General features: G+C 71.2%; 9 protein-coding genes. 7 read left to right on the top strand and 2 right to left on the bottom strand.

What is annotated here, in order from left to right; genetic code table 11:
• Positions 1-28 precede the first annotated feature (28 nt).
• Both CP975_RS13595 and CP975_RS13590 read left to right on the top strand, forming a co-directional pair.
• Positions 29-700, top strand: a complete 672-nt coding sequence (locus tag CP975_RS13595) for an HAD family hydrolase (protein ID WP_150476916.1) — start codon at positions 29-31, stop codon at positions 698-700.
• A gap of 128 nt (positions 701-828) precedes the next feature.
• Positions 829-3,177, top strand: a complete 2,349-nt coding sequence (locus CP975_RS13590) for an ATP-binding protein (RefSeq protein WP_150476915.1) — start codon at positions 829-831, stop codon at positions 3,175-3,177.
• A gap of 481 nt (positions 3,178-3,658) precedes the next feature.
• Here the strand turns inward: CP975_RS13590 and CP975_RS13585 are convergent, their stop codons facing one another.
• Positions 3,659-4,225 (bottom strand): DJ-1/PfpI family protein, encoded by a 567-nt coding sequence (locus CP975_RS13585; RefSeq protein WP_055528158.1) that lies wholly within the window; start codon positions 4,223-4,225, stop codon positions 3,659-3,661.
• 492 nt (positions 4,226-4,717) lie between these two features.
• Here CP975_RS13585 and CP975_RS13580 point away from each other — a divergent pair, with 492 nt between their 5' ends.
• A complete protein-coding gene (locus CP975_RS13580; protein WP_055528151.1) occupies positions 4,718-9,661 on the top strand; it encodes an NAD-glutamate dehydrogenase in 4,944 nt (1,647 codons plus the stop codon).
• A 120-nt stretch (positions 9,662-9,781) separates the two neighbouring features.
• Here the strand turns inward: CP975_RS13580 and CP975_RS13575 are convergent, their stop codons facing one another.
• Positions 9,782-10,054, bottom strand: coding sequence for a GlsB/YeaQ/YmgE family stress response membrane protein (locus CP975_RS13575; protein ID WP_030788013.1), 273 nt, complete (start codon positions 10,052-10,054; stop codon positions 9,782-9,784).
• A 125-nt stretch (positions 10,055-10,179) separates the two neighbouring features.
• On the opposite strand from CP975_RS13575, the gene CP975_RS13570 reads away from it, so the two are divergent.
• From CP975_RS13570 to CP975_RS13555, 4 genes are all read left to right on the top strand, one after another.
• Positions 10,180-10,728, top strand: coding sequence for a phosphatase PAP2 family protein (locus CP975_RS13570; protein ID WP_055528150.1), 549 nt, complete (start codon positions 10,180-10,182; stop codon positions 10,726-10,728).
• Between the two features lie 412 nt (positions 10,729-11,140).
• Positions 11,141-11,872, top strand: a complete 732-nt coding sequence (locus CP975_RS13565) for a polyprenol monophosphomannose synthase (protein ID WP_055528157.1) — start codon at positions 11,141-11,143, stop codon at positions 11,870-11,872.
• Entirely contained in the window at positions 11,869-12,405 is a 537-nt protein-coding gene (locus CP975_RS13560) for a GtrA family protein (RefSeq protein ID WP_150477880.1), read from the top strand. The genes CP975_RS13565 and CP975_RS13560 overlap by 4 nt, the downstream gene beginning before the upstream one ends.
• On the top strand, positions 12,389-13,897 hold the full coding sequence (locus CP975_RS13555) for a hypothetical protein (RefSeq protein ID WP_246201498.1): 1,509 nt from the start codon (positions 12,389-12,391) through the stop codon (positions 13,895-13,897). Before CP975_RS13560 ends, CP975_RS13555 begins: the two co-directional genes overlap by 17 nt.
• The last annotated feature ends 54 nt before the right edge of the window (positions 13,898-13,951 follow it).

Raw genomic sequence — 13,951 nt, 5'->3', positions numbered from 1 at the left:
GGCCCCTCGGGGAGGGTAGATTTCAGGGATGGGGACGCGGCGCGGGGCGCATATCGTTTGGGATTGGAACGGGACGCTCCTGCATGACATTCATGCGGTGATCGAGGCGACCAACGCCTCCTTCGCGGAGATCGGGATCGAACCGATCACGCTGGAGCGGTACCGGGAGCTGTACTGCGTGCCGATCCCGCTCTTCTACGAGCGGCTGATGGGGCGGCTGCCGAGTGAGAGCGAGTGGCGGGTCATGGACGCCGTCTTCCATCGGCACTACTGGGCTCGGGCCGAGGCCTGCGGGCTCACCGAAGGGGCCGCTCAGCTGCTCGCCGGGCGGCGGGCCGACGGGCGTACGCAGTCGTTGCTGTCTCTCGCTCCGCACGAGCATCTGGTGCCGATCGTGCGGCGGCACGGGATCCACGAGCACTTCGTGCGGATCGACGGGCGCACCGACGATTCGCACGCCGGCAAGGCCGAGCGCATGGTGCGGCACCTCGCCGCGCTGGAGGGTGTCGTCGCCGCCGTCGAGCGGGTCGTCGTGATCGGGGACGCGGTGGACGACGCGGTGGCCGCCGCGCACGTGGGGGCGCGGGCCGTGCTCTACACCGGGGGCTCGCACAGCCGGGGGAGTCTGGAGCTGGCCGGGGTGCCCGTCGTGGACACGCTGGAGGAGGCCGTGGTCGTGGCGGAGCGGCTTGCGGCCTGAGGGTGCCTGAGCGTCGCCCGAGGGGGCCGGTGGGGGTGGTTGGGGGATTCCGTTCACGCTCCGCGCTGTTCTGCGTACGCTGAGGTGGGATCCTCTGTACCGGACGACGTGACGGGGGCGGTAGCGCGATGGGTTTCGGCTTCGGGCAGCGGCGGGGTGGGCAACTGCCCGCCGAACTGACCTCGTTCGTCGGTCGGGCGGACGAACTGGCGCAGGTGCGGGCCGCGTTCGCGTACGCGCGTCTGGTCACCCTGGTCGGGCCGGGAGGTGTCGGGAAGAGCCGGACCGCGTTACGGGCCGCCGCGGGGCTCGGGGAGAGGTTCCCCGACGGGGTCTGGCTTGCGGAGCTTTCGGTGCTGCGCGACCCCGAGTTGGTCCCCGCCACGCTCGCCGCGGTCCTCGAACTGCCCGAGCAGCCGGGGATGGCGCCGCTCGACGCGGTCGTGGCGCATTTGCAGGGGCGGCGGCTGCTCATCGTGCTCGACACCTGTGAGCATCTGGTCGACGCGTGCGCGATGCTCTCCGACATCCTGCTGCGCGAGGCCGCCGATGTGTGCGTGCTCGCGACCAGTCGGCAGCCGTTGGACGTACCGGGGGAGCACTGCTGTCCCGTCGCGCCGCTCGCGCCGGACGACGCCGTGGAACTGTTCGCGCAGCGGGCCGCCGGTGTCGTGCCCGGGTTCACGGCGCATGAGGGCAATCGCGGGCAGTTGCTGGCGCTGGCCCATCGCCTCGACTGCATTCCGCTGGCCCTGGAGCTGGCCGCGGTGCGGTTGCGGGCGGTGTCGATGGAGGAGCTGGTGGCGCGGCTCGACGATCGGTTCCAGGTGCTCACCGGAGGGCGGCGCACCGCTCTGTCACGGCACCAGACGCTGCGTACGGCCATCGACTGGTCGCACGAGCTGTGCACTCCGGCGGAGCGGTTGCTGTGGGCCCGGCTGTCGGTCTTCGCGGGCTCCTTCGAGCTGGGTGCCGCCGAACAGGTCTGCGGGGGCGGGGAGTTGCCCGTCGGTGAGGTGCTCGGGCAGCTGATCGGGCTCGTCGACAAGTCCGTGGTGCAGCGGCTCGGGGAGTCGGGGAACCGCTACCGGCTGCTCGACACCCTCAGGGAGTACGGGGCCGAGATGCTCGGCGTGGTCGAGGCGGACGGGGGCGCGGCGCTGCGGGCGCGGCACTTCGCGTACTACCGGGATCTCGGGCGGCGCTTCGAGGAGGGGTTCTTCGGCGCCGGGCAGCCGGAGCTGCACCGCACGGTCCGGGCGGAGAGCGCCGATCTGCGGGCCGCTCTGGAGTACGGGTACGAGACCGAGGGGCGGGCCCCGGAGGGGCTGCACCTCGCCGCCCGGCTGTGGCCCCACTGGCGGGCCTTCGGGGCGCTCTCCGAGGGCGGGTACTGGGTCGAGAAGGGGCTCGGGCTCGTCCCCGACGACTGTTCGGCGCGGGCGTGGGGGCTGCTCGTACGCGGCGCCTTCGCGGTGTGGACCGCGGATCTGACGACGGCCGTCGAGCAGATGGACCTGGCGCGGGAGTGCGCGGCGCGGGCGGGCGACGAGGACGTCGAGCAGTTCGCCGAGGCGTACGCCAGCGGGCTCGCCGGGCTGTGCGGGGACGAGACGGGGCTCGACCGGCTCGCGGACGTGCGGCGGCGGATGGCCGAGCGCGACAGCCTCCTCGGCCTGGTGGTGATGGGCTCCGAAGCGGCTCTGCTGCGGGCCGTGCTCGGGGACACCGAGGGAGCGCTGGAACTGTGCGCGGAGGGTCTTGAGCTGCTGGAGGGCACGGGCGAGCGGCAGATCTACGGGTCCACGCTCACGACGCAGGGCCTGGTGCTGTGGCTCGTGGGGGAGCGCGAGGCGGGCGTCGCGTCGCTGTGCCGCGGTCTTGAGGCGGCGAGCGAGGTAGACGAGATCCTGGTGGCCGCGATGTGCTGCCACGGCCTCGCGTGGGCCTCGGCGCGGGCCGGGCGGCATACGCGGGCCGCGTGGCTCCTCGGGTACGCGGAGAACGCGCGGCGGCTCAGCGGTGACCCCGTCGCCATGCTCCCCTCGCTCATGGAGCAGCAGGAGGCGGCGCGGAAGTCGGCGCGGGAGGCGTTGGGCGACAAGCAGTTCGACCGGTGGCACGCGGTGGGGGCGCGGCTCTCCGGGCGGCAGGTCCTGGAAGCGGTGCGGGCCGACGCGGACACGCCGGGCGGGCCGGCGGCCCAGCGGGGGTCGGGTCGGCGGGCGGCCGGTGACGTGCTGACCCGGCGGGAGCGGGAGGTGGCCGTCCTGGTCGCCCAGGGCCTGTCCAACCGGGAGATCGCGGAGCGCCTGGTCATCTCGAAGCGGACCGCGGACGCGCATGTCGAGCACATCCTCGCGAAGCTGGGCGTGGGCTCGCGCACGGAGATCGCCGGCGCGTCGGAGGTCGCCGCGGAGATCGCGGAGATCGCGGGGGCGGCGGTGGAGGGGCGGGGCTGCGGGGCCGCGGGGTAGGCGGGCGAGGGAGCGTGCGCGGGGCCCGGCGGGTGGCCGGGGGCGGATGGGTGCGCGGGCCTGCCCTCCGTGGTAGGCGGGCGAGGGGAGTGTGCGCTCGGGGCCCGGCGGTCGGCCGGGGTGGGTGGGCGCGGGCCTGCCCTCGCCGACGAGGGCAGGCGCCGCTTCGGCCGCGTCGCCGGGAGCCGTGAGGCGGGTGCGGGGTGCCTCGCCATGACAGCCGTGGGGGAATGGACCAGGCGCTGTCGGCACCCCGCCGCCCGTTCCCGTGGCTCGGGCGAGGCGGCGCAGAACAGAGCCTGCCCTCCGCGGCCGCATCCCGGCATCGGTATGCCCGAGGATCGGCATACCGATGTGGCGCGGGGGTCGCGGAACTCCGTATACCTAGCGGATGCGCAGGCTCCACCGGCTGCCCGTACGGATGTCACCCGGCGTCCACGTCACCCGCGCCGTGCCCCGCGTCCCTCAGCCGTGCCGCGCCTCACGTCACCGGAGCCTTGGCCCTGAGCACCGTCAGGAACTCCCTCATCCACCCGGAGTGATCCGGCCACGCGCGGGCCGAGACCAGGGTGCAGTCGACTACCACCTCCGCGTCCTGGAAGGTCGCGCCCGCCGTCTGCATGTCCAGTTCCAGTGCCGGGTACGCCGTGACCCTGCGGCCGCTCAGGGCGCCGACCGCCGCCGTCAGGAGCGGGCCGTGGCAGATCTGGGCCACCGGCTTGTCCGCGTCGAAGAAGGACTTGAGGATCTTGCGTAGCTCCGGGTCGTTGCGCAGGTACTCCGGGGCGCGGCCGCCGGGGATCACCAGGGCGGCGTACTGGCCGGGATCCACCTCGGAGAACGCGAGGTCCGCGGGCCAGGTGTAACCCGGCTTCTCCGTGTACGTATCGAAGCCCGGTTCGAAGTCGTGCACCACGAACCGCAGCGTCTTGCGCGCGGGGGCGGCGATGTGGACGTCGTACCTCTCCTCGCGCAGCCGCTGGTAGGGGTAGAGGACCTCCATCGACTCGGCCGCGTCGCCGGTCACAATAAGGATCTTGGCTGCCATCGGTGCCCGCTTCCCGAGTCCGTCGCGCATGTCCCTTTGTCCGTCCCGCTCAACGTGCACGCCCGCGTCCGGTTTGCCAAGAGGGCCGGCACCAGGGGCGCACCAGCAGAACGCTCGGCCGCACTGTGCAGACTGTCCAGGTTCTGCCCCTGGTTTTGTATACAAAAGGCTCGTGACTCTTACCCGCTGCGGAGCGATAGCCTTGACCCGTGATCAGCGCGATATCCCGCGGAGGCATCGGTGCCTCCGCCCTGCGCCCGGGGAACACGGAGGACATCCGTGCCCGGGACCTCGCTGACGCTTCTTCGCGGTGCGGCCGACCGGGCCGGGCGGGCCATCCGCCAGCGGAACCGCCGAAAATGGCGGAAAGCCGACTGCTCTTCCCGCATCGCGGCATAACGTCGAACAGGCCGGAGACCCCGTCCGAGGACGTTACGTCACTTCACTTCCTTCTACGTCGCGCAATGGCGCGCGACAGGAGCCAAGAGGACAATGCAGACCAAGCTGGACGAAGCCAAGACCGAGCTGCTCGCGCGGGCCGCCCGGGTAGCTGAGAACAGCCCGGTCGGGGGGCGCCTGCCGAGCGGTGCACCGACCGGGGAGACGAGCGAGGCCGCGCCGGACCAGGACACGGCTCTCGCGTTCCTCCGGCGCTACTACCTGCACACGGCCCCCGAGGACCTGGCCGACCGCGACCCGGTCGACGTCTTCGGTGCCGCTTTCTCCCACTACCGGCTCGCCGAGAACCGCCCCCAGGGGACGGCCAACGTACGGGTGCACACCCCGACGGTCGAGGAGAACGGCTGGACGTGCAGTCACTCCGTGGTGGAAGTCGTCACCGACGACATGCCCTTCCTCGTCGACTCCGTCACCAACGAACTCTCCCGCCAGGGCCGCGGCATCCACGTCGTGATCCACCCCCAGGTCGTCGTACGCCGTGATCTGACCGGCAAGCTCCTGGAGGTCCTGGCCACCGAGCCGGTCAGCGAGCGGCCGCACGACGCGCTCGTCGAGTCGTGGATCCACGTCGAGATGGACCGCGAGACCGACCGCGCCGACCTGAAGCAGATCACCGCCGATCTGCTGCGGATCCTGTCCGACGTGCGCGAGACCGTCGAGGACTGGGAGAAGATGCGCGATGCCGCCCTGCGCATCGCCGACGAGCTGCCCTCCGAGCCCACCGCGGACGACCTGCGCGACCAGGAGGTCGACGAGGCCCGCGAGCTGCTGCGCTGGCTCGCCGACAACCACTTCACCTTCCTGGGCTTCCGTGAGTACAACCTCACGGACGACGACTCGCTGGCCGCCGTCCCCGGCACCGGCCTCGGCATCCTGCGCGCCGACCCGCAGCACGGCGACGACCACCACCCGGTCAGCCCGTCCTTCAACCGGCTGCCCGCCGACGCGCGCGCCAAGGCCCGCGAGCACAAGCTGCTCGTCCTGACCAAGGCCAACAGCCGCGCGACCGTGCACCGCCCCAGCTACCTCGACTACGTCGGCGTGAAGAAGTTCGACGCCGAGGGCAACGTCATCGGCGAGCGGCGCTTCCTCGGCCTCTTCTCGTCCGCCGCGTACACCGAGTCCGTGCGCCGCGTGCCCGTCATCCGCCGCAAGGTCGCCGAGGTCCTCAAGGGCGCGGGCTTCTCCGCCAACAGCCACGACGGGCGTGACCTCCTCCAGATCCTGGAGACGTACCCGCGCGACGAGCTGTTCCAGACCCCGGCCGACGAGCTGCGCTCCATCGTGACGAGCGTCCTCTACCTCCAGGAGCGGCGCCGGCTGCGGCTGTACCTGCGCAAGGACGAGTACGGGCGCTACTACTCCGCCCTCGTCTACCTGCCGCGCGACCGCTACACCACCGGCGTCCGGCTGCGGATCATCGACATCCTCAAGGAGGAGCTGAACGGCGCGAGCGTCGACTTCACCGCTTGGAACACGGAGTCGATCCTCTCCCGCATCCACTTCGTCGTCAGGGTGCCGAAGGGCGCCGAGGTCCCCGACCTCTCCGAGGCCGACGTCGAGCGCATCGAGGGACGGCTCGTCGACGCCGCCCGCTCGTGGGCCGACGGCTTCGCCGAGGCGCTGACCGCCGAGTGCGGCGAGGAGCGCGCCGCCGAACTCCTGCGCCGGTACGGGAGCGCCTTCCCCGAGGGCTACAAGGCCGACCACACCCCGCGCGCCGCCGTCGCCGACCTCCAGCACCTGGAGCAGCTCGTCCAGGGCGGCAAGGACTTCGCGCTCTCCCTGTACGAGCCGGTGGGCGCGGCCCCCGACGAGCGCCGCTTCAAGATCTACCGCTCCGGTGAGCAGGTCTCCCTCTCCGCGGTGCTGCCCGTCCTCCAGCGCCTCGGCGTCGAGGTCACCGACGAGCGCCCGTACGAGCTGCGCTGCTCCGACCGCACACACGCGTGGATCTACGACTTCGGGCTGCGCATGCCCAAGTCTGCGAACGGCCACGGCGACTACCTCGGCGACGACGGCCGCGAGCGCTTCCAGGAGGCCTTCGCCGCCGCCTGGACCGGTGCGGCCGAGGTCGACGGCTTCAACTCGCTGGTCCTTCGCGCGGGCCTCAACTGGCGTCAGGCGATGGTCCTGCGGGCCTACGCCAAGTACCTGCGCCAGGCGGGCTCGACGTTCAGCCAGGACTACATGGAGGACACCCTCCGCAACAACGTCCACACCACCCGGCTGCTCGTCTCGCTCTTCGAGGCGCGCATGTCGCCGGACCACCAGCGCGCCGGGACCGAGCTGACCGACGGGCTCCTGGAGGAGCTGGACGGGGCGCTCGACCAGGTCGCCTCGCTCGACGAGGACCGGATCCTGCGGTCCTTCCTCACCGTCATCAAGGCGACCCTGCGGACCAACTTCTTCCAGCGCACGGAGAGCGGCGAGCCGCACTCGTACGTCTCCATGAAGTTCGACCCGCAGGCCATCCCCGACCTGCCCGCGCCCCGTCCCGCGTACGAGATCTGGGTGTACTCGCCGCGCGTCGAGGGCGTGCACCTGCGCTTCGGCAAGGTCGCACGCGGTGGTCTGCGCTGGTCCGACCGGAAGGAGGACTTCCGTACGGAGATCCTCGGTCTGGTCAAGGCGCAGATGGTCAAGAACACCGTCATCGTGCCCGTCGGCGCCAAGGGCGGCTTCGTCGCCAAGCAGCTGCCTGATCCGTCGGTGGACCGCGACGCCTGGCTGGCGGAGGGCGTCGCCTGCTACAAGACGTTCATCTCGGCGCTGCTCGACATCACCGACAACCTCGTCGCCGGCGCGGTCGTGCCGCCCTCGGACGTCGTACGCCACGACGAGGACGACACGTATCTGGTGGTCGCGGCCGACAAGGGCACGGCGACGTTCTCGGACATCGCCAACAAGGTCGCCGAGGACTACGACTTCTGGCTCGGCGACGCGTTCGCCTCCGGAGGTTCCGCCGGTTACGACCACAAGGGCATGGGCATCACCGCCCGCGGCGCCTGGGAGTCCGTGAAGCGGCACTTCCGGGAGCTGGGCTGCGACACCCAGTCCGAGGACTTCACGGTCGTCGGCGTCGGCGACATGTCCGGTGACGTGTTCGGCAACGGCATGCTGCTCTCCGAGCACATCCGCCTGATCGCCGCCTTCGACCACCGGCACATCTTCATCGACCCGAAGCCGGACGCCGCGACCTCCTACGCCGAGCGCCGCCGCCTGTTCGAACTGCCGCGCTCCTCCTGGGCCGACTACGACAAGGAGCTGCTCTCCACGGGCGGCGGGATCTTCCCCCGCTCCGCCAAGGCGATCCAGCTCAACGCCCACATCCGCGAGGCCCTCGGCATCGAGACCGGCGTCGCCAAGATGACCCCGGCCGACCTGATGAAGGCCATCCTCCAGGCGCCCGTCGACCTGCTGTGGAACGGCGGCATCGGTACGTACGTGAAGTCGTCGGCGGAGTCGAACGCCGACGTCGGCGACAAGGCGAACGACGCGATCCGCGTGAACGGCTCCGACCTGCGCGTCAAGGTCGTCGGCGAGGGCGGCAACCTCGGTCTGACCCAGCTGGGCCGTATCGAGTTCGCGCGCGAGGGCGGCCGCATCAACACCGACGCGATCGACAACAGCGCGGGCGTGGACACCTCCGACCACGAGGTGAACATCAAGATCCTGCTCAACGCGGTCGTCACGGACGGCGACATGACGGTCAAGCAGCGCAACGTCCTGCTCGCCGAGATGACCGACGAGGTCGGCCATCTGGTGCTGCGCAACAACTACGCGCAGAACACCGCGCTGGGCAACGCCGTCGCCCAGTCGCCGTCCCTGCTCCACGCCCACCAGCGCTTCATGCGCCGGCTCGGCAAGCAGGGCCACCTCGACCGGAGCCTGGAGTTCCTGCCCAACGACCGGCAGATCCGTGAACTGCTCAACTCCACGCGCGGTCTGACCCAGCCCGAGCTGGCCGTCCTCCTCGCCTACACGAAGATCACGGCGGCGGAGGAGCTGATCCAGACGACGCTGCCCGACGATCCGTACCTGCGGCGGCTGCTGCACGCGTACTTCCCGCAGGCGCTGCGGGAGAGGTTCCCCGAGCAGGTCGACGGGCACGCGCTGCGCCGCGAGATCATCACGACGATCCTGGTCAACGACACCGTCAACACGGGCGGTTCGACCTTCCTGCACCGGCTGCGGGAGGAGACCGGGGCCTCCCTGGAGGAGATCGTGCGGGCCCAGCTGGCCGCGCGGGAGATCTTCGGGCTCAGCGAGGTCTGGGACGCCGTCGAGGCGCTCGACAATGTCGTCGCCGCCGACGTGCAGACCCGCGTACGGCTCCACTCGCGCCGCCTGGTCGAGCGCGGCTCGCGCTGGCTGCTCAACAACCGGCCGCAGCCGCTCCAGCTCGCCGAGACCATCGACTTCTTCAGTGAGGGCGTCGCACAGGTCTGGGACGCGTTGCCGACCCTGCTGCGCGGCTCGGACCTGGAGTGGTACCAGGGCATCCGCGACGAGCTGACGGGCGCGGGCGTGCCCGACGAGCTGGCCACGCGCGTCGCCGGGTTCTCGTCCGCCTTCCCGGCGCTCGACATCGTCGCGGTGGCCGACCGGATGGGCAGCGACGCGATGGCCGTCGCCGAGGTCTACTACGACCTCGCCGACCGACTGCGGATCACCCAGCTCATGGACCGCATCATCGAGCTGCCGCGGGCCGACCGCTGGCAGTCCATGGCGCGTGCCTCCATCCGCGAGGACCTGTACGCGGCGCACGCCGCGCTGACGGCCGACGTGCTGGCCGTGGGCAACGGCGAGTCGACGCCCGAGCAGCGCTTCAAGGCGTGGGAGGAGAAGAACGCGCCGATCCTGAGCCGGGCGCGGACGACGCTGGAGGAGATCCAGAGCTCCGACGCGTTCGATCTGGCGAATCTGTCGGTGGCGATGCGGACGATGCGGACGTTGCTGCGTACGCATTCGTAGGCGTTGCCGGCGGTATCCGATATCCGGTATCCGGTACGTGAGAAAAAGGGGGGCGCCCCGAGCCTTGTGGCTCGGGGCGCCCCCCTTTTTTCTCTCCCTTATGGGGGCAGGCGCGGCGGGTCAGGCGTGTCGTCGCGCTCCGCGTCGGGCCCACAGCGGGGTGACCAGCGCGATCAGGGCGGCGGCGACACCGATCTGGAAGATGTGCCTGATCCAGTCGATGCCACCGGTGTCACGTACGCCGAAGGCGCTGGCGAGCGCGTTGCCGATGACGGCGCCGAGGATACCGAGGATGACCGTCAGCCAAAGGGGAATGGGCTGACGTCCCGGCAGGACGAGTTTGGCGATCACGCCGATGATGAGACCCGCGATGATGGCCCACAGGAATGACACGTCAGCTCCTCCATCTGTTGTTGCCAAAAACTTCTTGGAATCTGCAACTCCAGGTGCCCGGGAAACCGGACCGTATGCGTCCCGCTTTTGTGCATGGCGGGAACGGAAGCGGGAAACTGGGCCACATGATCGGCTTGGCGGACATCAAAGAAGGCGATGAACGGCTCACCCGTCGCATGGCCCACTGGACCTCGCCGCTGACGCGCCGCGTGCTGCCGGCCGTCGAGGCGGCGGCCGAGCACACCAAGCTGTGGTGGGCCGCGGCGGTGCTCATGTCCGCCACCGGCGGCCATCGGGAGCGGAGGGCCGCGGTGGCCGGTCTGGCCGCCATGGGGGTCGCGGAGCTGGCCTCCAACGCGGTGTGCAAGCAGCTCTACGAACGGCGCAGGCCGCCGAAGGAGCTGATTCCGCACGACGGCGTCCACGATCGCCCCGACAGCTCCTCGTTTCCCTCCGGGCACACCGCCGCCGCCGTCGGCTTCACCGCCGCCGTGGCCGGATCGTCCCTCGGATGGGGCGCCGCCTGCGCGGTCCCCGCGGCGGCGGTCGCGGTCGAGCGGGTGCACTCCGGCGCGCACTACCCCAGCGACGTGGCCGTCGGTGCCGTGATCGGCATGGCCAGTGCCTGGCTGGTCCACCGGGCTCCCGGGCTGGTGCTGCGCCACGTGCTGTGAGGGGCCGCCCGCCGCTCGCTCGCGGCGCCGGGCGTGCTGTGCGGGCTGATCGCGGCGCCGGGCAACGTGGGGGAGGCTCGTGGCGTCTTCGGTGGTGGATCTCGTGTTGCCGCTCGGCGGCCGCGGAGGTACGGCCACCGCGGGCGGAGGTCTCCTTGGCCTGATTGGTTGTCTGCGTGGCGCGGAATGGGTGATGAGATTCGCCATATCCCACCAATTCGGGCATTTGGTCTAAGGTGGGTGAGATTGTCTGACGGAGGTACGAGATCCACAGCCCAGGGAACCGGACCACCCATCGACCGCGGACCACCGAAGGGCCCCAGCCGTGACTGTGAACACCCCCGAGAACCTCTCCGACGGCCTCGCCGCGAGACTGCCCGAAACCTGGGCCGCCACTCCGCTGACCGTCGTGATGCCGACGTACAACGAAGCGGGGAACCTGCCCGGCATGGCCGAGGCCCTGATGGCGCTCCCGCTGTCCGGCCTGCGGCTCCTCGTCGTCGACGACTCCAGCCCCGACGGCACCGGCGAGATCGCCGAGCGTTTCGCGGAACGGTACGGCAGTGCCCGGATGAGCGTCCTGCACCGCACCGAGAAGGACGGCCTCGGCCGGGCCTACGCGGCAGGGATGACGCGGGCCGTCGCCGAGGGCGCGGAGTACGTCCTCCAGATGGACGCCGACGGCAGCCACCCCGTGGCGAAGGCCGCCGAGCTGCTGGGCGTCGCTCTCGCCACCGACGCGGGCGTCGTCATCGGCAGCCGGTACGTGCAGGGCGGCACGCTCTCCGACGCCTGGGGCGCCCACCGCAAGCTGCTCTCCCGCTGGGCCAACGCGTACGCGGGCACCATCCTCGGCACGCGCGTCCGTGACATCACCGGCGGCTTCAACATCTGGCGCGCGGACGCCCTGCGCGCCATCGACCTGGCCTCCGTGGACAGCGCGGGCTACAGCTTCCAGGTCGAGATGAAGTACCGGGCGCTGCGGCGCGGCTTCGGCGTCATGGAGGTGCCGATCCACTTCGAGGACCGCACGGTCGGCGAGTCGAAGATGAACCTGATGGTGCAGCTGGAGTCGATCGTCATGCCGTGGAAGCTGCGGCTCGGGGCGAGAGCCTCGCGGCCGGGCGCGGGGGTGCGCGGATGACGGGGCCCGCGCTGCGGGAGGCGCCGGCCGGCGAGTCCGCGTCCGTACCCGTGTCCGCGGCCGTACCCGCACCGGCACCGGAACCCGCACTGGTGGCCGCGCCCGCGCCGCCTTTCGCCCGCCTGCGCAGGCTGTCCCTGGAACTCGTGAAGTTCGGCCTGGTCGGCGGCAGTGGTGTCGCCGTCAACCTCGTCGTCTTCAACCTCCTCCTGCACGGCCTCGGTTCGCGCCCCATGACGGCGACGGTCCTGGCCAGCTGTGTGGCCATGGGCACCAACTACCTCGGCTTCCGCTTCTTCGCCTACCGGGACCGCGCCTCGCGCACCAAGCGGCAGATCGCCCTCTTCTTCGTCTTCAGCGGCATCGGCGTGGCGATGGAGAGCATCCTGTTCTACGCGGCGTACCACGGCGCGGACATGAGCGGGCCGCTCGGCTCGAACATCGCCAAGGCGCTGTCGATCGTCCTGGCCTCGGCGTTCCGTTTCCTGGTCTACCGGACGTGGGTCTTCCAGCACGATGCGCGCCGCCTCTAAGGGCGTCATACGGGCACCGCGAGTTCTCGCCCCGTACGCCGTCGTACTGCCCCTGCTCGGCCTGCTCCTCCTGCTGCTCCTCCTGCTCCTCCTGGTGATCGTCCGCCTGCCCTGGGCGGGCGACCTCGGCATCCACGCGGCGACGATCGAACGCCTGCGCGGTGACCTCCTGAACCCCGGCAATCCGCTGGTCGACGCCGATACCCCGAGCCCCTATTACTCCCCGTGGATGCTGCTCCTTGCCTGCCTGGCCAAGGTGACCGGACTCGGCGCGTTCGTGGTGCTGCGGGTGGCCGCGCTAATCGGGCTCGGCCTGCTGGTGACGGGCGTACGACACTTCGTACGTACGTTCAGTACGCGTCGCGGGGTGACGCCGCTGGCCCTGCTCTGCCTGCTGCTGCTCTGGGGCCCGGGCCTTTTCAACTGGAGCGGGTTCCTCGGCCTCAACTCGCTCGCGCTGACGATCTCGTATCCGAGTACGTTCGCGCTCGGCCTCTCCTTCCACTTCTGGGCGCTGGTGCGGAAGTCCCTGGGGGGCGGAGGGTGGCTCGTCTTCCTCGGCCTGGGGGCGCTGTGGTCCGTGATCCTCCTGTCCCACCAGTTCACGGGAGTCGTCGCGTCCTTCGGCGCCCTCGCGATGGTCTTGGGGGCGCGGCCGTGGCCGGCGCGGGTGGTGCTGCTGCGCCTGGCCGGGGGCCTGGCGTTCGGACTGGGGGTGCTGGCGGCATGGCCGTACTACTCCTTCTTCGGCCTCCTCGGCGTCGGCGGCCTGGAGGAGATACACCGCTCGCTGTACCGGGGCCTGCTGCCGCACTTCGCGCTGGCGCTGCTGGGCGTGGCGGCGTTGGCGGCCCGTCTGCGCAGGGACCGCCGGGATCCGTTGGCCCTCTTCTTCGCGCTCGGCGCGGCGATGTTCGTGGTGGGCGGCGTGAGCGGCCACTACTCGTGGGGCAGGGTGCTGCCCGCGGCCCTCATCCCCGCCCAGGTGGCGGCGGCGCTGGAGGCCTTCGAGCCGGGCGCCGCACGCCGGGCCTTCGGCGGACTGCTGGGCGTGGCTCTGCTGCTGGGCGCGTGGACACAGGCGGGAACGCTCGGGTACGTGGTGCCGCGTTCCGCTCTGCCCGCACCGCTGGCCGCCAAGTACAGGGCGCCCTGGACGGGCTACGACTGGCTGGCCCCGCGGGTCCGCCACGGCGATGTCGTCATGGCGAAGACCTTCCCGTCCCGCCAGATTCCGGCGTACGGGCCCTACACGGTGGCTCCCGGCTACCCGGACTTCTTCCTGCCGGACCAGGAGGCGCGGGTGGAGGCGGTACGCGCCTATTTCGCCCCCGCGACCCCGCGCACGGAACGCCTCGGCATCCTGCACCGGTACGGGGTGCGGTGGGTCGTCGCGTACCCGGGGGACGGGGGCCTGCGTCTCGGGGATCCCGCGCTGCGGGTGGCGGGGGAGGGGCCGAGGGGGCAGGTGTTGTACGAGGTGGTGGGCTGATCCCGGCCTGCGCGCCGGGCCCGGCCCCCGGGGGCGGTACGCCCACGCACCGAC

The sequence above is a fragment of the Streptomyces alboniger genome (assembly GCF_008704395.1).
GTDB classification, from domain to species: domain Bacteria; phylum Actinomycetota; class Actinomycetes; order Streptomycetales; family Streptomycetaceae; genus Streptomyces; species Streptomyces alboniger.
The sequence above is the reverse complement of the archived record's forward strand: the minus strand, read 5'-3'. Positions and strand labels throughout refer to the sequence as shown.

Coding starts and splice junctions, on each gene's coding strand:
- CP975_RS13595 (WP_150476916.1), top strand. CDS start 29: ATGGGGACGCGGCGCGGGGCGCATATCGTTTGGGATTGGAACGGGACG.
- CP975_RS13590 (WP_150476915.1), top strand. CDS start 829: ATGGGTTTCGGCTTCGGGCAGCGGCGGGGTGGGCAACTGCCCGCCGAA.
- CP975_RS13585 (WP_055528158.1), bottom strand. CDS start 4,225: ATGGCAGCCAAGATCCTTATTGTGACCGGCGACGCGGCCGAGTCGATG.
- CP975_RS13580 (WP_055528151.1), top strand. CDS start 4,718: ATGCAGACCAAGCTGGACGAAGCCAAGACCGAGCTGCTCGCGCGGGCC.
- CP975_RS13570 (WP_055528150.1), top strand. CDS start 10,180: ATGATCGGCTTGGCGGACATCAAAGAAGGCGATGAACGGCTCACCCGT.
- CP975_RS13565 (WP_055528157.1), top strand. CDS start 11,141: ATGCCGACGTACAACGAAGCGGGGAACCTGCCCGGCATGGCCGAGGCC.
- CP975_RS13560 (WP_150477880.1), top strand. CDS start 11,869: ATGACGGGGCCCGCGCTGCGGGAGGCGCCGGCCGGCGAGTCCGCGTCC.
- CP975_RS13555 (WP_246201498.1), top strand. CDS start 12,389: ATGCGCGCCGCCTCTAAGGGCGTCATACGGGCACCGCGAGTTCTCGCC.